The sequence below is a fragment of the Hymenobacter endophyticus genome (genome assembly GCF_032464715.1).
Lineage (GTDB): Bacteria > Bacteroidota > Bacteroidia > Cytophagales > Hymenobacteraceae > Hymenobacter > Hymenobacter endophyticus.
In genome coordinates, this window is record NZ_JAWDJT010000001.1 from 319999 (window position 1) to 345570 (window position 25572).

Sequence of the window (25572 nt, forward strand, 5' to 3'; positions counted from 1 at the left end):
TAATTCAACCCTGATTGGGCATCTACAAAGATACCGAAAAAATCCGGTTTTTGCCAGCCGCAAGGCCGATTTACCCCTGCCATCCACCCATAAAAAAGCCGTTGTTCCGACACAGGAGCAACGGCTTTTTTATGGGGCCAGAGTACGCGGCTACAGCACCTGGGCACGGAGGCGGCTTACGCCGGCTGCCGAGGTCAGAGTAACCTGGTACACCCCGGCTTTTTCACCGCTCAGGTCCAGGCTCAGTTCAGTGGCGCGGGCAGCCTCCAGGCTACGGCGCTGCACTTCCCGGCCCAAGGCATCGGCCACTGTGAGGGTGATAGTGCCGGTGTGCGCAGCGGCGGGCCACTGCACCCGGAACTGGCCGCTGGCGCTGGGGTTGGGGGCCAGACTGGCTCCCAGCACTGCGGCAGCGGCGCGGGTGGGCAGCACGGTGCTGGTGAGCTTGGCGGCACCAATGCCAATTGGTTCACCATCTGCGTTTCCCCCAATGGCCCCGGCCCAAACGGCGGTAGGGCTGACCGCATCCACGTTGAAGTGGTTGATGCTGGTTTCGATGCTGGTCCAGGTTTGGCCATTGTCGCGGCTGTAGGAGGAGCCCGCGTCGCTCTTGGTAAAATTAGTAAAGTTGATGCCGACTGAAATGTAGTTGTTGGTACCGGGAATGTTATCGAGGGCAAAACTGCGCAGGGGGCCGGTGTAGCTGAGCTGGTTCCAGGTTACGCCCCCGTCGGTGGTGCGGTAAAGCGTGTGGTTAGTGGCATTATCGGAAATCAGGGCAAGTCCGTTCTGCTCGTCGCGGAAAGCCAGGGCCTCAATTTCGCGGGGACCAACGCCCCGGGTAACGGCCCAGGTAACGCCCTTGTCGGTAGAGCGGAAGATGTCACCTCTGTCATTGGTAAACCAGATGGAGTTGCCCGCTACGGCCGGCAGGGTTAGAGTACCAAACTCGTTAACTGTGCCAATGGGCACGTTGGCTGAGCGCGTCCAGGAGGTACCACCATTTGAGGTGTAGTAGATTTCCATGGCTTCGTTACGCGCTGCCGGTTCGTTACGCACTGCCGGGTCACCTATTACCACCCCGTCGTTGGCATTAAAGAAGTGGATGGCGTTAGGCCAGCTCCGTGGCCCGCTGTACATGGCCGACGTGCTCTGCACCGTCCAGGTACTGCCGCCGTTGGTGGTTTTGAGTACCCGCCCCCCATTATCGCCTAAAGTAGCTATCCAGGCCGTGGCGGCGCTTACGGCCGACAGTGCCTCGATACCTTCTTCGTTGGTATTTACCTGAGCCACGGTCAGCACGGTCCAGTTTTGGCCGCCGTCGAAGGTGCGGGCTACCTGGTTGGTGTATTCGCGGGAGAAGTACCCATCGGACAGGGCCCAGGCGGTGTTGGCATCCACGGCATCGAGCAGGGCCAGGTTGTCGGCGGGGGCAAAGGAGAAGGGCTGCAGCACCCATTGGGCTTGAGCCGAAAGACCGAAAGCCAGGCAGCCGGCCAAGGATAGTATCAGTTTTTTCATCTTCGGAAAGGCGTGAAAGGGCTGAAAAGGAACTAGCAAGATACGCGCGGCGGGGGGAAGAAAAAGTAGATTCTACTATTTCTCCTTTTGGCTGATCAGTAGCCTTAGCTGGCGCGCACAACCAGGGCCCGTGTCATGGTACAGATACAGTAGCGTAAACAGAACGAAGGAGTTACAAGGTTTTGGCGAAACTCACCTTAATTTTCAGCTGGAAGTCGCCGATGATCTTGAATATCTCCTTGAGCGTGACCTGCTCCACCTGGGTAAGGGTGCGGGGGTCGAGGTAGTTAGTGGGCGCGGTGTGGTCCTGGATGATCTGGCGGGCCTGTTTCTGCAGGCGCATGCCCATCAGGTAGTAGTAGGCCTGCAGCAGCTCCTGCACTTCCTTGTCCTTGAACACACCCAGCTCCCGCAGGCGGGCCAGCCGCTCCCCGGTATTGGTCTGAAAAATCTGGTAGCGCAGGGCATACACCCGCACCAGATCCACGATGGGCGCCATGGCCTTCTTCAAATCGAACACCTGCTGGCCGGCCTGCTCAAAGGTGCGAATGTTGCGGAAGAACGTGAGGGGCGGCTCGTACTGCAGGGCGTTTTTGGCCATGTAAAACAGAAACCGGTCGAGGGGCTGGGCCAGCTCCTGGTGCAGAAACCCCTGCAGCTCCTGCATCAGGCTTTCCTCGCCGTAGAGGTAGCGGCAGTCGAAGAAGGTGGCAAACTGCATCACCGTTTCGGGGTTCGACTCGCTCATCCACTGCTGGTAGTTGCGCTTCCAGTGCGAGAGAGAATGGGTCCATTTGGGGTTTTTGGCCATGAAGCCCCCGGTGCAGAAGTGCAGGCCGATGTGGTCCAGCTCGTCGGAAACGGCCGTGGCGAAGCGCAGGAAGTAGGCGCGCACCAGCTCCCGCTGCTCGTTGGCCTTGTCCTCGTAGATGATGGCGTTGTCCTGGTCGGTAAGCAGGGTTTGCTCCTGGCGGCCCTCGCTGCCCAGCACCATAAACACGAACCGGGCCGGGGGCTCCCCGATGTCGGCCAGCACGTTCTCAATGACTTTGCGGGCTACCGTATCGGCCACGGTGGTGATAACCTGGTTTACGATGTCGGCTTTCACGCCCCGGCTCAGAAGCTGGTTTACAATGTCGGGCACCATTTCCCAGCGCCGCTTCAGCTCCCGGGTGCTCTGGGCCAGCTTCACGGCCTGAATAAACATAAACGGCGACTGGGCCAGGTCGGAGAGCAGCTTGTTGCGGCTCAGGAACCCCAGGTAACGGCCGTTTTCCTCCACCAGCAGGTAGCGGGTTTTGGTCTGGAACATGCGCAGAATGGCCTCGTACACGAAGGCGCTGCGGTTGATGGACACTAAAGGCGTGGCCACCACCTCGGCCACCGGGAGGCGGGCATCCAGGCACTGGGCCACCACGGTGTCGCGCAGGGTGATGTCGGTGCAGTAGCCCATGATTTCTTCCGTGTGCTCATCCGTCAGGAACAGGCAGCTGACCTTGGCGGCGGCCATGCGCCGGGCGGCCTCAAAAATGGGCAGCTGGGCCGGGCAGGTAACCAACTCCCTCACCTCAATGGTGTTGATGCGCCGGGAAAACAGCTGGTCGGCCACCAGGAAGTTCTGCTCGGGCGGGGCCACGGCCTTCACGAAGTTGGCATACTCCTCGTTGAGCATCCGCTCCCCGTAGCGGGCCGTGAAGTAGTGGAAGAACGGCTCATAAGCCAGGCACAGCGCCCGAAAATCACGGCGGGGCAGCTGCAGCACGCGGGTACCCTTGCGCACCACCACCGTGCGCAACGACCGTTTGCGGTTGAGCAGGATGGACATGCCCCCGTAGCAGGTGCCCGGCCCGTACTCCTCAGGCAGACGCTTGAGCTGCTGGCTATCCAGGAAAAACGTGTCGTAGGCCCCTTCCACCACAATATCGAGGTGGCGGAGCTTGGTGGCATCCTGCTGGTAGAGAAGCTGCTCGCGGGAGTGGTGCACTTCCTGCAGCAGGCCGGTGAGGCCATTGAGCACCTCGGGAGGCAGTAAATTGAAGGGGGCTACGCGGCGCAGAATGGCCAGGCGGTCTTCCATGAAATCAGTCAGTTAGAGCCAGTAAGTATACTCAGCGCACCCAGCAGGGCCTGGAGCAGCCGTGCCCAGCCGGTGGGCGGCACCACCCCGGTGGGCTCGGCCAGCGGAACTTGCCCGGTCAGCACTGCCTCGGAGATGACGCCCTGGCGGCGCAGCTCGAAAAAACAACGGGCCGTAGCCGCCGCATCGGTGCGGGCATCATGCAGGCGCGGCATGGTTTCCTGGAACAGCAGCGCGTATAACTCCGCTAAGCGCAGGGGCCGGTTGGCGGGCATGAAGGGCAGCAGGCGGCTGCTTTGCATGGTGCAGAACTGCGGCAGGCCGGGCAAGGGGTTGGGTAGCCCGGCCCGCCAGAAGGCTGCGCCCAGCATATGGAAATCCAGCTGCAGAAAGTGTCCCACCAGGCGGGGTTGGTACTGCTGCACATCGGCCAGAAAGCGGTGTAACACCTGCTCGGGGGGCTGACCCTGAGCGGCCAGAAACTCCGGACTGAGGCCGTGAATAGCCTGGGAGGCGGCGCTCATGCTGCCGGCCGGCACCGGCAGGTAGGCTTCCTCAGACTTTACCAGCTCCCCCGCTTCGGTGTACAACTGCCAGGCCAGCTGGGCAATGTAGGGCCAGTTGTGCTCGACGGAGTACGGCTGCTGCCAGCGCCGGGGCAGGCCGGTTGTTTCCGTGTCTACAAACAAAAGGTACCCCACCTTATCCTAGTTAAAATGCCTGAATTGTAAAGGTAACAGCTGGCCGCTACGGGCCAAGCGCAACCAGGCAGGCCGCCGGGCACCGGCGCTTTATATACTACCCTGCTACTTTTGCATCATAGCGCCCGGCAAAACATTTGGGGGCCGAATGAGGTATTCGAGGCCCGCACTTTCACAGGTTGTCACTTCCATTTTCGTTTGCATATGGCTTCATTCCGCCAGAAAATCATGGGCGCATTGTACCCGCTTATCATGCACCTATCCAAATCCAGCAGCAAAGGCAAAGTGCTGAAGGCCCAGCAAGTTACGGCCCCGCCCGCTTCGTTTTATGAGCTGACGGGCACCCTCAACACCGGGCAGGCGCTGCCGTTCCAGGAGTTGCAGGGCAAGCAGGTGCTGCTGGTGAATACGGCCTCCAACTGCGGCTATACCAACCAATACCAGGAGTTGCAGCAGCTGCAGGAGCAGTACGCCGGGCAACTGGTGGTGGTGGGCTTTCCGGCCAACGACTTCAAGGAGCAGGAAAAGGCCGATGACCACGTCATTAGTCAGTTTTGTCAGGTCAACTTTGGGGTTACCTTTCCGCTGATGAAGAAAAGCGTGGTGGTAAAGCAGCCCCAGCAGCACCCCGTGTACCAGTGGCTCACGGATGCCCGCCGCAACGGCTGGAACGACCAGGCTCCCGACTGGAACTTCTCCAAGTACCTCATCAGCGCCGACGGCCGCCTGCTCAACTACTTCGGCCCGGCCATTTCCCCCCTCGGCCCCGAGGTAACAACTCAACTGGCCGGCAAGTAACGACTAAGGCATCCTGAACAAGAAAGGGCTTCCAGTTGCCAGGAAGCCCTTTCTTGTTTGAGGTAGCGGCTAGTTATTTCACTGGTTTAGCCTGGGCAGTCAGCTGCACGGTGGCGCTTTTCAGGCCTTTGCTAGCGGCTGTGAGCTGCAAGGCGCCGGGGGTATCGGTGGCTTGCACGGTGGCAACCAGCAGGCCCCGGAAGGCGTGCATCCGGGGTTCATGAAACAACTCCAGACTAGTGGCGTCGCCGTTGGCTACGGCCCGGAACCGGCCCGCCCCTTTCACCTTGAACTGCAGCTGGTTGGTGGCTTCGGGGCATAGGTTACCTTGGGCGTCCTCCACGCGGGCCGTCACGTAGGCCAGGTCCTGGCCATCGGCCGTGAGGGTGGTGTGGTCGGGCAGGAGGCGGATGTGATGGGGTTGGCCAGCGGTGCGCACTTCCTCCTCGGCCACGGCCTTGCCGGCGTCGTCGTAGGCTACTACTTTAATGCTGCCGGGCTGGTACTTCACCTCATTCCACATGAGGCGGTAGCGCGTTTGGGGCTGGCTGGAGGGGCCTTTGGTCTGGCGGCCCTGGCTTACTCCGTTCACGAACAGCTCGGCCGAGGGATAATTGGTGTAGGCAAAGACGGGCGTAGTCTGACCTTCGCGGCCGGGCCAGGTCCAGTGGGGCAACAGGTGCAGGGTGGGCTGAGTAGGGTTCCAGCGGGCCCGATAGAGGTAGAACCGGTCTTTGGGCAGCCCGGCCAGATCCAGAATCCCGAAGTAGGAGCTGTGTGAAGGCCAGCTTTCATCATAGGGCCAAGGCTCCCCCAAATAGTCGAACCCCGTCCACACGAACTCGCCCAGGGTGTAGGCCAGCTCATCCTGGGCGGCAAATTCCTCATCCGGCGTCTGCGACCAGTTGCTGGCTTCCAGGTCGTAGGAGCTGGACTGGTTATCGGGGTAGCGCTTGTCCTTGGCCTTTTCCACCGGAAACTTGTAAACCCCGCGGCTGCTCACCGTGGAGGCGGTTTCGGAGCCCAGCAGAAAGCCCTGGGGCAGTTTGGCCTGGGCCTCGGGGTAGCGGTGGGGCTTGTAGTTGAAGCCCGGCACATCCAGCACCGCCGCAAAGCCGTTGTTCACGGCGGCATCAAACTGGTCCATGCCGGCCGTTACGGGGCGGGTGGGGTCTTCGCGGTGCACAATATCCTGCAGGCGCTTGGCCAGCTTGCTGCCGCCCGGCGCCCATTGGTCGGGCACTTCGTTGCCGATGCTCCACATAATGACGGACGGGTGGTTCCGGTCGCGGTGCACCATGTTCACCAAGTCCTTTTCAGCCCAGGCATCAAACAGACGGCTGTAGCCGTTCTTGACTTTGGGCGTCTTCCACTCATCAAACGACTCCACCATCAGCAGAAAGCCCATTTCGTCGCAGAGCTGCACCAGCTCCGGGGCGGGCATGTTGTGCGAGGTGCGGATGGCGTCGCAGCCCAGGTCTTTGAGCAGGGTGAGCTGGCGGCGCAGGGCCGCTACGTTGATGGCCGCCCCCAGCGGGCCCAGGTCGTGGTGGTTGCACACGCCCTTGAACTTGCGCGGCTCCCCGTTCAGCACGAAGCCCTTGCCGGCCTCAATGCTGAAGGAGCGGATACCAAAAGGCGTCGTAAACTCATCCTTGAGTACCTCACCGGCATACAGCCGCGACGTGGCCGCGTACAGCACCGGCGTTTCCGGCGACCAAAGCCGGGGTTGGGGTACCACCAGGTTCTGCTCAAACTCCTGCCCATCGGTAGCAGTAAGCGGCGTAGACACGGTGGCCAGCACCTTGCCGCCGGCGTCCCGGATGTCGGTTTCCAGGCGCAGGGGCTGGAAGGCGTTGCCGGGCGTGGCTACCTTGGTGCGCAGCTTCACTTTGGCGTACTCCGGCGTAATGGTGGGCGTGGTCAGGTAGGTGCCCCACACCGGAATGTGCACCTCGTTGGTTACGATGAGATGCACATTCCGGTACAGGCCCGCGCCGGGGTACCAGCGCGACTGTTCCGGCAGGTTCTGCAGCCGCACGGCCAGTACATTGTCGCCGGTGGGCTTTACTGCCTCCGTAATATCCACGGCGAAGGAGTTGTAGCCGTAGGGCCAGGCGCCCATTTCGCGGCCGTTCACGAACACATGCGCGTCGCTCATAGCCCCATCAAACACCAATACGGCGCGCTGCCCGGCCCCGAAGCCTGGCACCTGCAACTGCCGCCGGTACCAGCCCGTGCCAATGAAGGGCAGCCCGCCGGTACGGCCCGCCTTGGTTTTGGCTTCCTTCTCGTTGTTCTGCTCAATCTTCACCGTCTGCAGGTCGTTCTGGGGGCTGAACGGCCCATAAATGGCCCAGTCGTGCGGCACACTTACCGTCTGCCACTTGGCATCGTTGAAGCCGGGGTTGGCAGCATCGGCCACGTCGCCCTTGGTAAATTTCCAGTTGGTGGTCAGCAGGTACTCGTGGCGGGCCTGGGCAGCGGCGGGCAGGTAGCCAGCCGTGAGCAGGGCCGCGCCCAAAAAGGAGCGTACTAGGTTCATGCGGAAAAGAAGTAGAGAAAATACAGGTTGAGCTGGCGACGGAGCACCCCAGACACACTATCGGGGCTGCACAACAAAGCCACCCCGGGCCGGCAGGGTCAGGCTCAGCACCTGCTCCGTTACGGCCCGGGTGTCAAAGCTACGGTTAGTGGCTCCATCCAGAATCAGGGTGCCGCCTTTGCCCCCCAGCTTCCTTAGGTCTACCTGAATAGTTTTGGGCTGGTCGGTGCCGTTGATGCCGGCCACGTACCAGCGGCCGTTGGGGGCCTGGCGGGCCAGCACGGCGTACTGCCCGGGGAAGCCCTCCAGAAACCGCACGTCGGCCCAGCGCGGGGGCAGGTTTTTCACGAAACCCTGCACAAAGGCGGGCTGTCGGGCCATGCCTTCGTCGGTTTCGGCGTAGTGCTGAATGCCCGACTGAAACAACACCGACAAAGCCAGCTCAAACGCGTTGGAGGTGCGGCGCTGCTTGCCCGGAATTTCCGAAAAGCACATGGGCGTGAAATCCATAGGCCCTACGGCGTTGCGGGTGAAGGGCAGCACGGCGCAGTGGGTGGGCTCCTGGTCGGTGTTGGCCTGCTCGAAAGTGAGGAACTCAAAGCCGCGCACGGCCTCCATGGTCATCAGGTTGGGGTAGGTGCGGTTCCAGCCCCGGGGCAGGGTAGTGCCGTGGAAGTTGACCAGCAGGCCGGCCGCCGTGGCATCGGTCAGCAGGTCGTGGTAGTAGTTCATGAACGACTGCCCGTCGCCACCGAAAAAGTCGATTTTGACGCCGGTAATGCCCATTTTGCGGATGCGGGCAAACTCCTGCCGCCGCCGTTCCGCCTCGAACATAATATTGTTGGCCGGGGTTTGGGGTGCCTGGTTCCAGCTGCCGTTGGAGTTGTACCACACCAGCAGCTCCACGTTTTTGCCGCGGGCGTACTGGGCCAGCTCGGCCATTTTATCGTAGCCGATTTGCTTGTCCCAGAGGGCATCGACCAGGCAGTAGCGCCAGCCCATACGGGCGGCGTAGTCGATGAAGCGGCGCTGCACCTCGTAGGTTGTGTTATTGTCGCCGAGCAGCACCCAGGACCAAGACGCCTTGCCCGGCCCGGCCACCGATACCGGGGTTTGGGCCGGGGCGCTCAGGTCGGTAGTCAGCGTTGATTCTACGATGGGGGCCAGCGTGCTGCCCACCACGATAACGCGCCAGGGCGTGCGCCAGGGCAGGGTACTTTCGGGCAGTACGGGGGCCGTGGCGGTGGTGCGCTCGGCGGGTTGGGGAAAGGCCACGGTGTACTCGCCCTCCGGCGACTGGTGGGCCAGGTGGCTGCCGCAGTAGCTGCGGCCCAGGCCGGCCTCAGTGAGCAGCAGCCAGTTGCCGCCGGCCCGGAACAGCGCCGGAAACGACCAGCCTTCTCCCAGCGGCGAGGCGGTGCCGGCCGCAATACCCTGCTGGTAATACTCCTCGTAGGAAGGCTGGGTATTAGACCAGCCGGTCTGGGCTTTGGCGTGCGGATGCAGCCAGCCCTGGGCCCCAGCTGGCAGCCGGAAGGAGGTGTGCTCCGCCGTGATGCGCTGCACCTGCGCGCTAGCGCCTTCCAGCAGATACTGAAACGCCACACCGTCGTTGGAAACCTGGAATATCACGCTCAGCCGGGGCCCGCTCCCACCCCGAAACCGGATAACGCGCCGGTTGGCCCGGTAGCGGCACTGGGCACGCTTATCGGTGCTGAGCACGTAGCTATCCGTTACGGTTTCCACCTTTCCGGCTTTATCCAGCTGCAGCCCCCGCGACAAATCAGCCGTAGCCAGGGTGAGGCCCAGGCGGGAGGGGCGCAGCACTTCCTTACCACCGTTCTGCACGGCGTAGGTGGGCTGGCCCTGCGCATCCAGGACAACGGTAACCTGGATGGCCCCGTTGGGGCTACCCACCCGAACAGGCTCGGCGGCATGGGTGGTGGTAGTCAGCAACAGCAGGGCAACAAAAACGGGCAGGCAACGCATGACGGGGCAGGATGAGTGAGAAAAGGTTACGGCCGGCCCCGCGCAGCGCAGCGGCCGGTGGCACACGGCTACTTGAGCTCCAGCACCACCACCGATTTGGGCGGCAGCGTCAGGGCCAGGTTGTCGCCTTTTTTGCGTGCTCCCTTAAAGTCGGCCAGCTGCACGGCGTTGGGCTTATCGAAGGTGTTGTAGTCGCTCACGCTTCCGGAGGTGAGGATACGGCCGGATACCTTCTTCCAGCTTACGCCCGGCAGGGCCGTTTCCAGCGGCAGGGCCTTGTTGGGGTTCAGGTTGACCAGGGAAATATGCACGGCCCCGCTTTTGTCCCGGGAAGCCGAGGCGTTCAGGGCCGGAATTTTCTCGGTGCCCAACACGTACTCGGGGCTCTGGAACTGCAGGGGCAGGTACTGGGCATCCTGGTGCACCTGGTAGAGGTCGAATACGTGGTAGGTGGGCGTGAGCAGCATCTTCTCCTTCTCAGTCAGGATAACGGCCTGCAGCACGTTCACGGCCTGGGCCAGGTTGGCCCCGCGCACCCGGTCGCAGTGGTTGTTGAAGATGTTGAGCGTGGTGCCGGCCAGCAGAGCGTCGCGCAGGGTATTTTGCTGGTATAGGAAGCCCGGATTAGTGCCCGGCTCCACATCCGTCCACACGCCCCACTCATCCACCAGCAGCGCCACCTTTTTCTCAGGGTCATACTTATCCATGATGGCTGCGTGCTTGGTCACAATGAGCTCCATGCGCAGGCCGTTGCGCAGGGTATTGAAGTACTCCTGCTCCCCGAAGCCGGTGGCCTTGCCCTTGCTGCCAGTCCAGCTGTCGGTGGGCAGGGTGTACTGGTGCAGGGTCAGGCCCCACATCATGTTCAGCGGAATGTTCTTCATGCACGTTTCCGTCCAGTGGGCGTCGTCGCCGTTGGCCCCGCTCACAATGCGCTTGAGCTGGGTACCGGGGTAGTCGTGGGCGAAGGTGGCGTAGCGCTTGTACACGTCGGTGTAATACTCGGCCGTCATGTTGCCCCCGCAGCCCCAGCTTTCGTTGCCGATGCCCCACCACGATACTTTGTAGGGCTCGGGGTGGCCGTTTTTGCGGCGTTCCAGCACCATGGGCGTGTCCTCGTTGGCGTTCAGGTACTCCATCCAGCCCGCCATTTCCTGCACCGTGCCGCTGCCTACGTTGGCGGCCAGGTAGGGCTCGGTGCCCAGCAGCTGGCACAGCTCCAGAAACTCGTGCGTGCCGAAGGAATTGTCCTCCACCACGTTGCCCCACCACAGGTTCAGCATTTTGGGCCGCTGGGCCGTGGGGCCCACTCCGTCGCGCCAGTGGTAGGTATCGGCGAAGCAGCCGCCGGGCCAGCGCAGATTGGGCACCTTGATTTTTTGCAGGGCCTGCACCACATCCATCCGAATGCGGCCCTGCTTGGGTACGTTCAGGGCGGGGTCCACCCAGAATCCATCGTAAATGCAGCGGCCCAGGTGTTCGGCAAATTGCCCCTGTATGTGCTTGCTGACAATGAGCTTGGGGTTGCCGGGCTGCACCGTCATCTGCACAGCTTGGCTTACTCCTCCCTTCGATTGAGCCGGAGCCAGATGGGGCGCGCAGCCCAGGCCGGCCAGGAAAGTAAGCTGCTGCACCGCGTGGCGGCTACGAGCCACGAAGCGAGAGGAAAGAGAAAGTGGCATGAGGCGGGAAGAATTGGTGGGGATGTGGGTGTCGGGCGTGGGAAGAACCGGGCACTGCTACTGCCAAAGCTACTGGTATCAGCTTAGAAGCACAATCGTTTGTGTAGATCATCTAAAAAAATCGGCATTAGTTCGCCGGATGAACTTTACTTTTCTAAGCCTGTCACACGTTTTCTGCACTTTGAGTGAGGCCTTCTTAGTAAAGTGCAGGCGGAATTGCCCGAAGCTTAACGGGCCAGAAACGACCAGACGCAGCTTTGACACGGTGTGGTGGTCAAACCCGTTCAGTTGTCTTCTATTTGGCAAGCACTATCTATGGGAGCCTGCTCCAAAGCATGTGGGAGCAGGATTGCCAAAAATTGTTTGCAGAAAATCAAACGATTGCGTGGCACCTTTGCCAGTATAACGGACCAAACGCCGGTAACCGCTTACCTTCCGCACTTGCAGGCCCAATGCGGCAAATGGGCGCGCCGTAGTAGTTCACCTCTACCCTCTTTCTCGTGATGCCACTTTTTGATCTGACTGGTAAAATTGCCCTGGTAACGGGCTGCAACAAAGGCATTGGCCAGGGTATGGCCCTGGGCCTGGCCGAGGCCGGGGCCGACATTATCGGCGTATCGGCCACCATGGCGCTGAGCGGCTCCGAAACCGAGCAGAAAGTGCAGGCCCTGGGCCGGAAGTTTACAGCTTATCAGGCCGATTTCAGCCAGCGCGTGAAGGTGGATGCCTTTGTAGCGCAGGTGCTGGCCGACTTCCCGCGCATTGATATTTTAGTAAACAATGCCGGCACCATCAAGCGGGCCCCCGCAGCCGAACACTCCGACGAGCTGTGGGACGAGGTGCTCAACATCAACCTGGATGCGCCCTTCCGGGTGGCGCGGGCCATTGGGGGGCGCATGCTAACGCAGGGCGGGGGCAAAATCATTTTCACGGCCTCTTTGCTCACGTTTCAGGGTGGCATCAATGTGCCGGGCTACGCCGCCAGCAAGGGCGCTATTGGCAGCGTAGTGAAGGCCCTAGCCAACGAGTGGGGTGGCCGCGGCGTAAACGTAAACGCCATTGCTCCCGGCTACATAGCCACCGACAACACCGAGGCCCTGCGCAATGACCCCGACCGGAGCCAGAGCATTCTGGGCCGTATTCCGGCCAGCCGCTGGGGCACCCCCGATGATTTCAAGGGCCCTACTGTGTTCCTCGCTTCGGAAGCCAGCAGCTACGTACACGGCACTATCCTCACCGTAGACGGCGGCTGGATGGGACGGTAGGTGAATTTGTGAAGTGGTGAAATTGTGAAGTTGCTGGGCGAAACTGGCCGGCAGATAGTCTGTTGAGTCACAATTTCACCACTTCACAAACTCACCACTTCACAATTTCACTACTTCGCAAACTCACCACTTCACCTTTGATGGAACAACGCTTTGCTGTGAGCCCCCGTGAAACGGCGGCCATGACGACTGCCGAACGGCGGGAACATTTTCTGATTGAACACCTCTTTGTGGCCGATGAAATCACGCTGGTATACACCCACTACGACCGCATGATTGTGGGCGGCGTGCAGCCCGGCGCAACTCCGGTGCTGCTACCCTGCCCTGAGGAGCTAAAGGCTCGCTATTTTCTGGAACGCCGCGAGCTGGGCATTCTCAATATTGGGCAGCCCGGACAGGTAACCGTGGATGGCACCGTGTACGAGCTGGGCCACCAGGACTGCCTGTACGTGGGCAAGGGTGCCCAGCGCGTGGAGTTCGGGGGCGAGGCAGCCAAGTACTACGTGCTGTCGGCGCCGGCGCACCACACCTACCCCACCACGCGCAAAACCCAGGCCGAGGCCACGCCGGTGGAAATGGGCACGCTGGAAACCGCCAACCAACGCACCATCTACAAGTACATCTACTCCGAGGGGATTCAGAGCTGCCAACTGGTAATGGGCCTCACCCAGCTCAAGCCCGGCTCGGTGTGGAACACCATGCCCTCCCACACCCACACGCGGCGCATGGAGGCCTACCTCTACTTCAACCTGCCCGAAAACCAGCGCGTGCTGCATCTGATGGGCGAGCCCAGCGAAACCCGCCCGCTCTGGGTCAGCAACGAGCAAGCCATTCTGTCGCCGCCGTGGTCTATTCATACCGGCTGCGGCACGGCGGCCTATGCCTTTATCTGGGGCATGGCCGGCGAAAACCTGGAGTACACCGACATGGATGCAGTAGGCATCTACGACCTGCGGTAAACGGCTATTGTGCCGCCATTGCCCTCTGAAAAAGCCTGGCTAACCCGGGCTTTACCAGCCGAATTCTACTCCACCCGTTGCGCCTCCTGCCCTGACCTCTGCCCTACCTTGTCCCACCCATTTTTGACTTTCTCATGCAACCTCTTGTTCAAGCCATTGCCGGAGCGTTTCAGGATGCGTTCGGCCGGGAGCCGGCGCTGCTGGTGCGGGCTCCCGGCCGCGTGAATCTCATTGGCGAGCACACCGACTACAACCAGGGCTTTGTGCTACCAGCCGCCATCAACAAGGAAATCTACTTTGCGGTGGCTCCCAATGGGCTTAACCGTCTCCGCCTGCTGGCCTTCGACAAGCAGGAGCGGCACGAAGTGGAGCTGACGGCTGCGCCCTTGCAGCCGGGGCAGGTGCAGTGGGCCAACTACCTGATGGGGGTGGCGGCGCAGTTTCAGCAGCGTGGCCTACCCGTAGCGGGCTTCGACTGCGTGTTTGGCGGCACTATTCCCATGGGTGCAGGACTATCCTCGTCGGCGGCGGTAGAGTGCGGGTTGGCGTACGCGCTGAACGAGCTGCACGGCTACGGGCTGCCGCCGATTGAGCTGGCCCAACTGGCCCAGAAGGCGGAGCACGAATTTGCGGGGGTGCTGTGCGGACTCATGGACCAGTTTGCCAGCACCATGAGCCGGACCGGCCACGCGGTACGCCTGGATTGCCGCTCCCTGGAATACGTGTACTTCCCCTTCGACACCCAGGCAGCGCAGGTAGTGCTTTGTAACTCCGGCGTCAAGCACAACCTGGCTGATTCGGAGTACAACGTGCGCCGCCTTCAGTGCGAACAGGGCGTGGCCGTGTTCCGTGGGCACTACCCGGGCATCGGGAGCCTGCGCGACGTGACCCTGGAGCAACTGCACGCGCACCAAGCTGAGCTGGATGAGGTTACCTACCGACGCTGCCGCTACGTGCTGGAGGAAAACCAACGGGTGCTGGCGGCCTGCAGCTTCCTTAAGGCCGGTAACCTGTCAGCCTTCGGGCAACAGATGCTGTCCTCCCACGCCGGCCTCCGCGACGACTACGAGGTAAGTTGCCCCGAGCTGGACGCCCTGGTGGAGGCGGCTACCGGTCTGCCGGGGGTGTTTGGCTCCCGCATGATGGGTGGCGGCTTTGGCGGCTGCACCATTAACCTGGTAGCGCCCGAGCAGGTAGAAAACTTCCTGGCGGAAGTGTCGCGGCGCTTTACGGCCCGGTACGGCCGGTCGCTGGAGACTTACCAGGCACAGATTGTGGCGGGCGTGAGTGCAGCCTAGGGGGTTCCCAGGTTGCTATTGGTCGCGCAGTCCTCGGCCCCACGTACCTCGCCTACACTGCCCGGGGCCCGTGCCAGCCAACGGAAACACACTGTAAATAGGCTGCGCCACGGCAGCCTCGCTACCAAACCTACGCACAAGGCCCGCTACTAGTCTGTAGCGGGCCTTGTGCGTGGAAAGAAACGTACTACTTGGCCGGAGCGTACACCGGGTCATTACCGGCATATTTCAGCCACTGGAAGGCGGCCGTACTGGTGGTAGGCGCGCCCGAGGAAGTGGCGTACATCCCGATCAGGCAGCCGATAAAGCCGCCGGCCGTTTGGGTACTCAGGAAGCGCGCATCAACCTTCTCCTTCAGGGAAATCCAGGTTTTGGCGTTTTCCGAGAACTGGAAGCCGTAGGTATCGGCGGCGGCCGTGATGCGGAGCTGCACCTGGCCGCTGGCCGCTTTGAGCGGAGCCTGGGCCAGCAGCTCCGGCTCCGCCGCATCGGGGCGGCTCTTGAGCAGCTGCAGCACTGGCTTGCCATCGGACAGAGTTTTGCAGAGGTAGTAGAAGTGTTTCTCGTCTTGAAATACCACCAAACCCGCCTTCTCCTTAGCTGATTTCGCCGTGAAATTCAGCGCGGTTTCGGTGGTGCAGTACATATGCTGCTGCCGCTTCCCAATGAAGGCCGGATTGCCTGGCTCGGCGCAAGTTTCGGGCTTGAGCTTGAGAGTAAGGCCGGCGGCTTTGCTCAGGGAAAACATGGTGCTATCATAAGTGCGCAGAAACAGCAAGGCCGGGTCCAGCTGCCGCTCGAAGGTGAGCGTGTACCGGAAATTGCCGCTCTGGGGCCGGCCCCCGGGTTGTTTTACCTCCGGGTATTTGGCCGAGTAGGAATACGCGACGCCCTGAGGGCCAGTATTCACAACGGGCCAATCATTCTGCCAGGTTACGGGGGCAATAAAGGTTTCGCGGCCGGTGTTGTAGTAGTTCCCCTCGTAGGGGCGCACAGCCAGAAAAATGGCGTAGGTCTGCCCGTCGGGGCCTTCTACAAACTGCGCGTGCCCGGCCGAGGTAATGGGATTCTTACGGTCGGCAGGCAGGGTGCGCTGGGTCAGGATGGGGTTGTTTTCGTAGGGGACAAACGGCCCAAGCGCCGACTTGCTCCGGAATACCACCTCGGTGTGGTTGACGGAGGTACCGCCCTCGGCGGCGTACAGGTAGTACCAACCGTTGCGCTTCATGATGTGGGGGCCTTCAATCCAAACCGGCTTTTTGCTTAGGTTCACGCCCCCGTTCACCAGGATTTTGGGTTCCCCGATGGTCTGGAGCTTTGCCGGGTCCAGCTCCATGATTTTAATGGAGCGGTGCCCGTCGTAGAGCGGCTTGTTGTCGGGTGGGTCACTGTTGTAGATAACGTAGACCTTGTCATTATCGAAGAACAGCGAAGGGTCGATGCCCTTCACTTCCGGCAGCCAGATGGGGTCACTCCAGGGGCCAGCGGGGTTTTTGGCCGTCACCACGAAGTTACCTTTGTGGTCGATGAGGGTGCAGGTGAGGTAGTAGGTGCCGTTGTGGTAGTCGATGGCCGGCGCAAATAGCCCCCGCGTCATCCGGTCACCCAGGAAGTTCATCTGGGAGGGCCGGCTGATGACGTTGCCCACCTGCTGCCAGTTCTTGAGGTCCCGGCTATGAAACACCGGAATGCCCGGGAAGTAGGAAAACGTGGAATTTACCAGGTAGTAGTCCGGGCCCACCTTCACCACGCTGGGGTCGGGGTAGAAGCCGCTCAGGATGGGGTTGGTGAGGGTAATTGACTGGGCCGAGGCGGCCGGAGCACTAAGCAGCGCCCCCGCCAGGGCGGACATCAGCCACAGGCTACTTTTCATGTTTTTCACCTTCGTTTGGGTTTCGGATGGATGGTTTATAGTTGGAACCGGGCTGACGGCTTGCCGCCGCCGGTCCGGTTGTCGGGCGGGCCATCTGACTACTGCGGCGCCAGCATCAGCTCACGGCAACCGGCCCGACGGCTTGCAGCCGCCGGACCGGGCGTTACCGCTTACCGGTGGGTGGCGGGCCGAGGTAGGTGGCGGGCAGCGGCCCGGTGCTCACCACCAGCTTCTCCAGCACCACGCCGGGGTCAATGCGCCAGAATTTGAGCGTGTGTGTACCTGCCGCGGCCACGTTGTGCTGGGAGGCTTTGAGAATGATGTTACTGGCCACCACTTTCTCCCATATCTGGTTATGCTCACCGGGCTTCATGCCGGTGTGCAGGTTGATAATCTGGGGCGCTTCCTCATCCAAAGACACGGCGTAGCGCAGGCCGGTGGTGTTGGTAAAGTCCAGCGTGGGCGCAAAGTAGGCCTGCACCGTTACCGGGCCGGCCTGATTAAGCGTGATGCGGTACTCCAGATGCGGGCTGTTGCCGCCCGGAGCCAGAGTCGGCGCGGCCGTGGTCGGGAAGCTGCTTACCGCGCCCAGCGTGCGGCCCAGGTCGGGCAGGCGCTGCCAGGTAACGGAGCCGGCGCCAACGGCCTGGGTGTAGTGCTCCGCCTCCAACGACACATACGTACCGCTGGCTGGCAGCACCGGGGCGACTACGGGCTTGGGGGCGGCCCCGGCGGGCAGCGTGACAACGGCAGGCATCAGGTCCCGGGGCTCATCGTGCCAGGAGGTGTAGCCGATGTGCATCTGGTCCATCATGTGGTTCCATTTGCCGCCGGCCAGGGTGTGGTAGCGGTTTTTGATTTCGGCGTCCTTGGCAAACAGGGCCCGGGCTTTCTCGGCCAAGGCGTTGGTGTTCGGCTGGTTGGCTTTGGCGGCTTCCTGGTTGAGGGCCACGGTGTAGTACAGCTCGTTGAGGTTGGCGCAGGCCTGCACCGGGTGCAGCACCAGCTGAAAGTACGCAGCCTGATACTCCGCTGGCAACTGCTTTTCGATGACCTGGGCCCGGGTGCGTAAGGTGTTGTACTCGGCTACCACGGTGGCCCATTCGCCGGTAGCCAGACTGTAGGTGGTGGCGTCGAGCAGCTCGGGCTTGCGGCGGGCGTTGTACTTGGCGTATTTGGCCAGAATGTCGGCAATATCCGGAGCGTGTTTGGGCCCAAACTGCCGGGCGGCCCAGCGTTGCGTATACGCGGCCACCTGGTCGGCTTTGATGGTAGCCGGGTTCCAGGCGTAGTCCAGGAAGAAGCTGATGGGCAGCTCCATCGGCTTCAGGTCGCCCACGTTCACAATCCAGATCTGGTTGACGCCGTGCTCGTAGGCCAGGTGCATTTGCTCCCGCACCCGGGGCAGTGGGTTGGTATTGAGCCAGCGGTAGCTGCGCGGCCCGCCCACGTAATCAAAGTGGTAGTAGATGCCGTAGCCGCCGGCGCGGGGGGCGTCGCCGGGTTTGGGCAGCTTGCGCAGGTTGCCCCAGTTGTCGTCGCAGAGCAGCAGGGTCATGTCGTCGGGCACGCGCATGCCCTTGTCGTAGTAGTCCTGCACCTCCTTGTAGAGCGCCCACAGTTGCGGGGTTTGCGCGGCGGGTTTGCCGGTTTCCTCGGCCAGAATCCGGCGCTGATCGGCCACAATCTTCTCCAGCAGGGCAATGTTGCTGTCCTCGCTCATGGGCTCGTCCCCGTCGCCGCGCATGGCCATGGTCACAATGCTCTCGTGGGTTCCCATGTTGCGGATGCCCTGGCGCCAGAAGTCCTGCAGGGCTTTTTCGTTGGTTTGGTAATTCCAGGGGCCTTTGCCGTAGCGTTTCCATTCCTGCTGGGCCCGCTGCATGGGTTCGTGGTGAGAAGTGCCCATCACAATGCCGTACTCGTCGGCCAGCACCGGGCTTTGCTTGTCATCGTCGTTGAAGGCGTTGCCCCACATGGCGGGCCAGAGGTAGTTACCCTTCAGGCGCAGCAGCAGCTCGAACACGTGCACGTACATCTTGGAATTGATGCCCCCAAACTTCTCCTTGGCCCAGCCAGTAAGGGCCGGGGCTTCGTCGTTAAGGAAAATGCCCCGGTACTTCACCTTCGGCTCACCCTGGGTGTGGCGGCCGGCGGCTACGTGCAGCGTCTGTTGGGGCTTGGTCGGCACATCGGCCCACCAGTACCAGGGCGACACGCCCATCTGCTGCGACAAATCGTAGATGCCGAAAATGGTGCCGCGCTTGTCACTACCGGCAATAACCAAGGCCCGCTCCACGCCCGGCAGCGGCTTTTCTACCACTTGCAGCACAAAAGCCTCCCACTTGCCGGCCACGCCCGCTACGTCCAGCTTGCCAGCTTGCACCAGCCCGTCAATTAGGGGGCTTTTGCCAATGGTACCGATGAGCACGGCCTCCTTCCCGCTGGGTTTTTCGGTGGTGAAAGCCGGGGTGCGCTTGGTTACGCGGTTGATGTCGGCCTGCAGGTCGCGGGCGGCCCGCAGCACACCGGGCCAGTCCTGGGCGCTGGCGTAGAGAGGGGCTGCTTGGCCGGAAACGGCCAGCGGAAAGCTGCCGCTGGATTTCTTGGCGGAAACGTAGGCGGCGGGCTGGGCGGCCACGGAACCGGCCAGCAGCCATAGCAGCAATAGGCTCAGCAGCGCGGAACGACGGAAAGGAATGAGCATGGGGGCGGGTGGGATGCGGTGGGTGGGAATCAGACGTTTTTTTGCGCCAGGCCGCGTAAGCAGGAGGCAGAGACGCAATATTTTGCGTCTCGTCGTTGCTGAAGTTGTTTAATAGACGCGGGCCCGTTCGTTCAACGATGAGACGCAAAATATTGCGTCTCTACGGCCTCCAAATGGTCTTCACAGCAAAGTAGGCAGGCGACTAGAACTGCACGACTTCCCAGAAAGCCTGTTTGGGCTGCTGGTTCTGGTCGAAGAGCAGGGGGTAGTTTTTGCGGCCGGCCACGGGGTAGGTATCCAGCCAGGAGTACTTGTCCGACACGTTCCAGAAGGTGACGCCGGTCAGCACACTTTTGTAGTCGCGGAACACCCGGAAAAACATCTTGTACTGAGCCGCCTGCTGCCGGGCCAGCTCCGGCGTGTAGGCATCCGACTCGCCTGGGCGCTTGGCGCGGCGGTCCTTTTCCCAGGGGTAGATGGACACGTCCAGTTCAGTAATCTGCACTTTCAGGCCCAGAGAGGCGTACTGGTCGAGGGCGGCGCGCAACTCCGGTTCGGTCGGCTCCTGCAACGACCAGTGGCCCTGCAGCCCCACCCCGTGCACGGGTACTTTGGCGTCTTTCAGCTGCTTGAGCAGTTTGTACACCCGCTCCCGTTTTTCGGGCCGCTCGGTGTTGTAGTCGTTATAGAATAACTGGGCTTTGGGGTCGGCCTCGTGGGCGTACTCGAAAGCCTTGGCAATGAACTCGTCGCCGCAGATCTGGTACCACTCCGAGTTGCGCAGGAACTCCTGGGGATTGTCGGCAATGGCTTCGTTCACCACGTCCCAGGCGTACACCTTACCCTGGTAGCGCTTCACCACCGCAGAAATATGGTCGTGCAGGCGCTTGAGCAGTACTTCCTTGCTCACGCGGGAGCCGTCGGCGTTTTTGAACAGCCACTTGGGCGTTTGCTCGTGCCAAAGCAGGTTATGGCCCCGCACCCGCAGCTTGTTGGCCTGAGCAAAGTTGACAATGGCATCGGCATCAGTCCAGAAGTAGCGGTCCTCTTCCGGATGAATCGGGCCCATTTTCATGGCGTTTTCCGGCGTAATGCTGTTGAACTGCTGCTTGATTAGCTCGGCCTCGGGGCCCTGCAGCTGGGCTCGGCCCACGGCCACACCCACCGGAAAATAAGCTTTGTAGTAGTCCTTGAGGCCTTTTTTGGGCGCAGGGGTCTGCTGGCTACTGAGCACAGCAAAGCCCGCCAGCAGCAGACTGGCCGTAGCCAGTCTGTGCCGGAAAGCAAAGAGAGTTTTCACGTGGGTAGGGTTAGGTAACCCTGCGGGCTTAGCCCCTGCCGACTACCAGTAAATGGTATACAGCGCGGTAAGCAGAACCATGATGGTCATGGCCCCGATGGCAAAGCCGCGGGTAGTTTTGAACATGCTCCGGTCTACTTCCAGCCCGTTGGTTTTCACGCCCCGGCTGGTTTCAAACAGACTAATCAGCACCATCACCACAATGCAGATGATGAATACGAAGCCCATCCGGTCGAGGAAGGGAATTTCGTACACACCGGCCGCATTGGGCACGGCAAACCCGAAGGGCGCCAGGAAGGAGAGGTCGGCGAAGGTGGGCAGGAATTTGAACAGCACCGACAGCAGGAAGCCGCCAATGGTGGCGAACAGGGCCGCCGTGGAAGTCGTTTTCTTCCAGAAGAAGCCCAGAATAAACATGGCAAAGATACCCGGCGACACAAAGCCCGTGTACTCCTGAATGTACTGGAAACCGCCTTTCTTGTCGATGCCCAAGTGGGGCGCAATCAACACGCCGAGTATCATGGCCACTACCACGGCAATTTTGCCCACGGTCACCAGCTTCTTTTCCGAAGCCTCGGGGTTGAGCACTTTCTTGTAGATGTCCAGGGTGAAGATGGTGGCAATGGAGTTGGCCTTACCAGCCAGCGAAGCCACCACAGCCGCCGTGAGGGCGGCAAACGACAAGCCTTTCAGGCCCACCGGCAGAATGTTGAGCAGCACGGGGTAGGCGCGGTCGGGGTTCAGGTCGGCACCTGAGCCGAACTCAGCAGCCCCAAATACATCAGCTTTGAAGAGCACGAAGGCCGCAATGCCGGGCAACACCACGATGATGGGCATCAGTAGTTTGAGGAAAGCGGCAAACAGCAGACCACCGCGGGCGGTGGGCAAATCGGCACCGAGGGCGCGCTGGGTAATGTACTGGTTGCAGCCCCAGTAGTTCAGGTTCACAATCCACATACCACCGAGCAGTACCGTGAGGCCGGGCAAGTCCATGTAGTTCTCGTTGTCGCGCTTGAAAATCATCTGGAAATGGTCCCCGGCCTGCTCAGTCATCAGGTTGAAGCCCGCCAGCACGCCCGATTGGCCGTAGTGGTCAGCCACCAGGTTCAGGGCCAGGTAGGTGGTGGCCAAACCGCCCAGAATCAGGAAGAATACCTGAATTACGTCGGTGAAGCCGATTACCTTCATACCGCCCAGCGTGATAATCACCGCGAAGAAAGCCAGCGCGTAGAGGCAAAACTCCAGGTTGAGGCCGGCAATGCTGCTGATGGCAATGGCTCCGAGGTAAAGAATGGAGGTCAGGTTTACTACCACGTACAGGGCCAGCCAGAAAATGGCCATAATCATGGCCACTGTGCCATTGTAGCGCTGGTGCAGAAACTGGGGCATCGTGAAGATTTTATTCTTCAGGTACACCGGTATAAAGAACACGGCCACAATAATGAGCGTGAGGGCGGCCATCCACTCGTAGGTAGCAATGGCCAGACCCATCTTGAAGCCGGAGCCCGACATACCCACGAACTGTTCGGCCGAGATGTTGGAGGCAATCAGCGAGGAGCCAATGGCCCACCACGTCAGCGACCCTTCGGCCAGGAAGTAATCCTTGGAATCACCGTCCATGCTGCCGTCGTGGCCGGTTTTGCGCCGGTAAATCCAGATACCGTAGCCCGAGACGATCAGGAAGTAGATGAAAAAAACGACGTAGTCGAGAGTCGCGAGTTGGTGTTGCATGAACGATGAACAGACGGGCCAGAAGGCCGCAAACTAGGAAACAGGGAAAAAGCTGCCCTCAAGGTACCGCAATGCTGGTATTCCGGCAACGTCACCCGCAAAACATTCCCGGCCGGCCTTCCCCCTCAGGGTTCCCACACCCTTTTGTAAAAGGCCAGCCGGGTTTGTTTAGTATTTGGTTGTCGGTTGCTGGTTGTCAGTTGTTAGTTCAGCCGAATACACACAATCAGCACCTGACAACCAATAACTAACAACCAACAACTGGCAACTGGACTAGATGTACTGATTGATGATGGCCTCCAGCCACTCCTGCTTACCGCTGCGCATGGTCGGTTCACCGGCTTCGTGGGCCAGGCGGCGCAGGTCTTCCAGGGTGAGCTGGCCCTTCTCGAAAGCGGCTCCGGCCCCGGCATCAAACGAAGCGTAACGCTCGGTGCGGAACTTGCGGTAGCTGGATTTCTCCAGGATGTTATCGGCCGTTACCAGGGCGCGGGCGAAGGTGTCCATGCCGGCAATGTGGGCAATGAAGATGTCCTCCAGGTCGGTGGAGTTGCGGCGGGTTTTGGCGTCGAAGTTGATACCCCCGGGCTGAATGCCGCCGTGCTCCAGAATGATGAGCATCGACTCGGTCAGCTCGTTGAGGTTGTTGGGGAACTGGTCGGTATCCCAGCCGTTCTGGTAGTCGCCACGGTTGGCGTCCATGGAGCCCAGCATATTGGCATCGGCGGCTACCTGCAGCTCGTGCTGGAAGGTGTGGCCGGCCAGGGTGGCGTGGTTTACTTCCAGGTTCAGCATGAAGTCGTCCTGCAGGCCATACTCTTTCAGGAAGCCGATGACGGTGGCCGCGTCGAAGTCATACTGGTGCTTGGTGGGCTCGGCGGGCTTGGGCTCGATGAAGAATTTGCCCGTGAAGCCCTGCTTGCGGGCGTAGTCGCGGGCCATGGTCAGGAAGCGGCCCATGTGCTCCAGCTCGCGCTTCATGTTGGTATTGAGCAGGGTCATGTAGCCTTCCCGGCCACCCCAGAACACGTAGTTTTCGCCGCTGAGGGCAATGGTGGCGTCAATGGCGTTCAGCACCTGGGTGCCGGCGTGGGCCAATACCTGGAAGTCGGGGTTAGTGCTGGCGCCGTTCATGTAGCGCGGGTTCGAAAACACGTTGGCCGTGCCCCAGAGCAGCTTCACGCCGCTTTCCTGTTGGTGCTGCTTGGCGTACTCCACAATGGCGCGCAGGTTACGCTCGTACTCATTCAGGGAATTGCCTTCGTCCACCAGGTCGATGTCGTGGAAGCAGTAGTAAGGCGTACCCAGCTTGGTGAAGAACTCGAAAGCGGCGTCCATCTTGTCCTGGGCGCGGCCCAGAATGTCGCCTTGTGCGTCCCAGGCAAACTGCTTGGTGCCGGGGCCGAATGGGTCGCCACCGGTGCCGGTGAAGGTGTGCCAGTACGACACGGCGAAGCGCAGATGCTCCTCCATGGTTTTGCCGGCTACCACGCGGTTTTTGTCGTACCACTTAAACGCCAGCGGGTTATCCGACTCGCGCCCTTCGTACTGAATGGGGCTGATGCCGGTGAAGAATTCGGTCTTAGAAAGCGTGTTGCGTGACATGAGTCGGGATGCTTGAGGATGAAGAAGAAGATGCGTTGAGTTGGTGCCGGAGGGCCTGCTGCCAGCGGGCATAGGCGGCCTCGTACTGCGGCTGCAAAGCCGGATCGGGCTTTTCGGTGAGCAGGCATTCGAGCCCGCCGAAGGCTTCAGCCACCGAGGCGTAGATGCCCGCGCCCACGCCCGCCCCGCGGGCCGCGCCCTGGGCCGCGTCGGTGTTGTAGAGTTCCAGGGTGAGGTTGCCGGTATTCACGAAGGCTTCGCGGAAGACGGGGCTCAGGAACATATTGGCGTTACCGGCGCGCACGGTGTGCACCGCCACGCCCATGTCGCGCATGATGCCCAGGCCGTACATGAGGGCAAACACGATGCCCTCCTGGGCGGCGCGCAGCAGGTGGGCGCGGGAATGCACGTTCAGGTTGAGGCCCAGCAGGGCGGCCTCGGCGGGCTGGTTGGCCAGAATCCGCTCGGCCCCGTTACCGAAGGGCAGGAACACCAGCCCCTCCGCTCCTACCGGGGCTTCGGCGGCCAGCCGGTTCATTTCGTCGTAGGGTATCTCACCCACCATGCGCCGCAGCCAGCTGTTGAGGATACCGGTGCCGTTCATGCACATGAGCACGCCGTTGCGGGGCTGCTGCTCCGTGTTGTTCACGTGCACAAAGGCATTCACCCGCGACTGAGCATCGGACGCCGGAGCCTCAGTTATGCCGTAGATGACGCCCGAGGTACCAGCCGTGGCGGCTATTTCGCCGGGCTGCAACACGTTCAGGGAAAAGGCGTTGTTGGGCTGGTCGCCGGCGCGGTAGCTCACGGGCGTACCGGCCGCTAGGCCCAGCGTGCGGGCCGCGTCCTCGCTCAGACGGCCCTGCACCGAAAACGTGTCCACCACCTCGGGCAGCAATTCGGGGCTGATGCCGTAGTAGTCGAGCAGCTCCTGGGCCAGAGCCTGGTTCTTGAAGTCCCAGAACACGCCCTCCGACAGCCCCGACACGGTAGTCTGGAACTCACCGGTCAGCTTGAAGGCAATGTAGTCGCCGGGCAGCTGGATTTTGTGGATCCGGGCGTATACCGCCGGCTCGTTCTCCTGCACCCACTTGAGCTTGGAGGCCGTGAAGTTGCCGGGCGAGTTCAGGAAATGCTCCAGGCAGTGCGCTTCGCCCAGGTCGGCAAAGGCCTGGTTGCCCAGCTCCACCGCCCGGCTGTCGCACCAGATGATGGCCGGGCGCAGCACCTGGCCCTGGGCATCGATGAGCACCAAGCCGTGCATCTGGTAGGTGATGCCGATGGCGGCCACCTGTGCGCCCTCAAAACCGTAGGTAGCCTGGAGCTGGCGGGTAGCATTGATGATTTCCTGCCACCACCGCTCGGGGCGCTGCTCGGCCCAGCCCGGCTGGGGCACGTCCATGCCCATTTCGGTGGTGGGCGTGGTAGCCGCCGCCACGCAGCGGCCGGTGGCCGCGTCGAGCAAAGAGGCTTTGATGGAAGAGCTACCGATGTCGTAGCCGAGAAGGTATTGCATGTTCG

The 25572-nt window shown here is 61.3% G+C and carries 16 protein-coding genes; 4 read left to right on the forward strand and 12 right to left on the reverse strand.

Annotated features, from left to right (window positions below):
- Window positions 1–150 precede the first annotated feature (150 nt).
- From ROI90_RS01350 to ROI90_RS01360, 3 genes are all read right to left on the reverse strand, one after another.
- Window positions 151–1521 carry a VPS10 domain-containing protein gene (locus ROI90_RS01350; protein WP_315996544.1) on the reverse strand — a complete coding sequence of 457 codons (1371 nt, stop codon included), beginning with the start codon at window positions 1519–1521 and terminating at the stop codon, window positions 151–153.
- A gap of 172 nt (window positions 1522–1693) precedes the next feature.
- The gene (locus tag ROI90_RS01355) at window positions 1694–3598 is read right to left on the reverse strand and encodes a DUF294 nucleotidyltransferase-like domain-containing protein (RefSeq protein WP_315996545.1); all 1905 of its coding nucleotides are present in this window, start codon (window positions 3596–3598) and stop codon (window positions 1694–1696) included.
- Window positions 3599–3606: 8 nt separating this feature from the next.
- On the reverse strand, window positions 3607–4299 hold the full coding sequence (locus tag ROI90_RS01360) for a 3'-5' exonuclease (RefSeq protein WP_315996546.1): 693 nt from the start codon (window positions 4297–4299) through the stop codon (window positions 3607–3609).
- Between the two features lie 204 nt (window positions 4300–4503).
- On the opposite strand from ROI90_RS01360, the gene ROI90_RS01365 reads away from it, so the two are divergent.
- Window positions 4504–5097, forward strand: coding sequence for a glutathione peroxidase (locus tag ROI90_RS01365; protein ID WP_315996547.1), 594 nt, complete (start codon window positions 4504–4506; stop codon window positions 5095–5097).
- Between the two features lie 73 nt (window positions 5098–5170).
- Here ROI90_RS01365 and galB read toward each other — a convergent pair whose 3' ends face one another.
- From galB to ROI90_RS01380, 3 genes are all read right to left on the reverse strand, one after another.
- A complete protein-coding gene (galB, locus tag ROI90_RS01370) occupies window positions 5171–7642 on the reverse strand; it encodes a beta-galactosidase GalB (protein WP_315996548.1) in 2472 nt (823 codons plus the stop codon).
- 57 nt (window positions 7643–7699) lie between these two features.
- Window positions 7700–9631 (reverse strand): glycoside hydrolase family 97 protein, encoded by a 1932-nt coding sequence (locus ROI90_RS01375; RefSeq protein WP_315996549.1) that lies wholly within the window; start codon window positions 9629–9631, stop codon window positions 7700–7702.
- Between the two features lie 68 nt (window positions 9632–9699).
- Window positions 9700–11313, reverse strand: coding sequence for an alpha-N-arabinofuranosidase (locus tag ROI90_RS01380; protein WP_315996550.1), 1614 nt, complete (start codon window positions 11311–11313; stop codon window positions 9700–9702).
- 503 nt (window positions 11314–11816) lie between these two features.
- Here ROI90_RS01380 and kduD point away from each other — a divergent pair.
- The 3 genes from kduD to galK all read left to right on the forward strand — a co-directional run bounded on the left by kduD (window position 11817) and on the right by galK (window position 14835).
- Window positions 11817–12578, forward strand: coding sequence for a 2-dehydro-3-deoxy-D-gluconate 5-dehydrogenase KduD (gene kduD / locus ROI90_RS01385; protein ID WP_315996726.1), 762 nt, complete (start codon window positions 11817–11819; stop codon window positions 12576–12578).
- 140 nt (window positions 12579–12718) lie between these two features.
- Complete coding sequence (gene kduI, locus ROI90_RS01390) at window positions 12719–13537, forward strand: 5-dehydro-4-deoxy-D-glucuronate isomerase (protein ID WP_315996551.1); 819 nt, start codon at window positions 12719–12721, stop codon at window positions 13535–13537.
- A 134-nt stretch (window positions 13538–13671) separates the two neighbouring features.
- A complete protein-coding gene (gene galK / locus ROI90_RS01395; RefSeq protein WP_315996552.1) occupies window positions 13672–14835 on the forward strand; it encodes a galactokinase in 1164 nt (387 codons plus the stop codon).
- A gap of 187 nt (window positions 14836–15022) precedes the next feature.
- On the opposite strand, the gene ROI90_RS01400 is transcribed toward galK, so the two are convergent.
- From ROI90_RS01400 to ROI90_RS01425, 6 genes are all read right to left on the reverse strand, one after another.
- The gene (locus tag ROI90_RS01400) at window positions 15023–16708 is read right to left on the reverse strand and encodes a glycoside hydrolase family 43 protein (protein WP_315996727.1); all 1686 of its coding nucleotides are present in this window, start codon (window positions 16706–16708) and stop codon (window positions 15023–15025) included.
- Window positions 16709–16871: 163 nt separating this feature from the next.
- Entirely contained in the window at window positions 16872–19415 is a 2544-nt protein-coding gene (locus ROI90_RS01405) for a glycosyl hydrolase 115 family protein (RefSeq protein WP_315996553.1), read from the reverse strand.
- A gap of 202 nt (window positions 19416–19617) precedes the next feature.
- Window positions 19618–20715 (reverse strand): endo-1,4-beta-xylanase, encoded by a 1098-nt coding sequence (locus ROI90_RS01410; RefSeq protein WP_380228946.1) that lies wholly within the window; start codon window positions 20713–20715, stop codon window positions 19618–19620.
- A gap of 42 nt (window positions 20716–20757) precedes the next feature.
- Window positions 20758–22446 (reverse strand): sodium/sugar symporter, encoded by a 1689-nt coding sequence (locus tag ROI90_RS01415; RefSeq protein ID WP_315996554.1) that lies wholly within the window; start codon window positions 22444–22446, stop codon window positions 20758–20760.
- A gap of 273 nt (window positions 22447–22719) precedes the next feature.
- Window positions 22720–24051 (reverse strand): xylose isomerase, encoded by a 1332-nt coding sequence (gene xylA, locus ROI90_RS01420; RefSeq protein WP_315996555.1) that lies wholly within the window; start codon window positions 24049–24051, stop codon window positions 22720–22722.
- On the reverse strand, window positions 24029–25567 hold the full coding sequence (locus ROI90_RS01425) for a xylulokinase (RefSeq protein WP_315996556.1): 1539 nt from the start codon (window positions 25565–25567) through the stop codon (window positions 24029–24031). The genes xylA and ROI90_RS01425 overlap by 23 nt, the downstream gene beginning before the upstream one ends.
- Between the last annotated feature and the right edge of the window lie 5 nt (window positions 25568–25572).